General features: G+C 42.4%; 1 pseudogene. It reads left to right on the top strand.

The features are described from left to right. Positions 1 to 1,351: pseudogene (locus ACFIQE_RS10435) on the top strand (filamentous hemagglutinin); the annotation flags it as partial.

Consider the following 1,351-nt stretch of genomic DNA (forward strand, 5'->3'; position numbering starts at 1 on the left):
GTGAAGGTTGGTCAGATTGCCAGTGGTGGCAATATTGAAATTTTTGCAGGCAACGACATCTATTATGATCAGGTCATTGGCTATGGCAGTGCAACCCTGACCTCGGTATCAGGAGGGATCAGCGTTGAGAATGTGCTGTCTGCTACGGGGGATGTGAGATTGACAGCAAACACACTGGATTTGAGCAATGATCGTTCTCATATTTACACGCCGCAAACGCTATATTTAACTGCGGATCATATTTATGTCTCGGGCAGCACGCTGATTTATGGTGGTTTAGATTTTCAAAGCACCAATGTTCTTGATATTCACCATGCACGGCTACAAGCCATTACCGATGAAGGAGGGACTGGAGATATTCTTTTTGTTGCTCCAGGCGTTATGGTGGATCAGTTCACATCGGTTTTAGCAGCACGAGATTTTATCATCAAAACCGGGGAGCTTGAAAATAGCGGTCAATTGGCAGCGGGTCATGATTTAGCTTTTAGCGTGACGGGCGATGTGACCAACAGCAAAACGGGTTTAATTTATGTAAAGGGCAATGGTGCTTTACAAGTTGATGGGGCTTTGCTCAATGATTTTGGCGCTATTATGGCAGAAGGCAATTTATTTTTCACCAATGCAGCTGGTACTGGAAAAAGCCTTTCGCTTGTGAATAAAGCGGGCTTTATTCAAGCCGGTGGAAACTTAAATATCCAAACCAACACCTTGAAAAACGAAGCCGATAGCACGCCTGTCATCACAGAAAAAACGGAATATAGCGATATTTCTTTCCAAAGACCAAAGGGTTCTGATCAACTCAGTGATGGGATGTTATATCAAGATGGTCCCAACCTTTGGGGAAAGGGTCACTTTGAGGATAGAACAATAGTTATTGCACACCAGTATATACCTAGGGAAGTATTTGTATTTGATAAAAAGCTTTGGGCTAACAAAGAGGGAACCTATGGCACGGCAACTTTGGAAGATGGAGCATTTTATAGGGCATTTACTTGGAAATATGATAAAACAAAAAGTAATATAAGACGGTATCAATGGAATAATCAGTCACATATGACAGAAGAAACTGTCACGCAGGGGTTTTCGCATAAGCCCACCATTCAGGGGATGATACAATCTCACGGCAATCTCATCATTAACGCCGATAACATTGACAACCATTATAGTCTTATAGAAGCAGGGGGAAATGCCTATATCCACGCCAATGTGCTCACCAATTTGGGTGCAACAACTTATAAAAACACCTATATGGGTTGTAACGCAAATACAGACAATTGTTATGGCTATAAAGCTGATGGAAGCCGCGATGTTTCTTTAGATATAGCCAATGGCAAGGATCGCCAGATTGGTT

It is taken from the genome of Bartonella sp. AA1HLJMS (assembly GCF_042197445.1).
Classification (GTDB): domain Bacteria; phylum Pseudomonadota; class Alphaproteobacteria; order Rhizobiales; family Rhizobiaceae; genus Bartonella.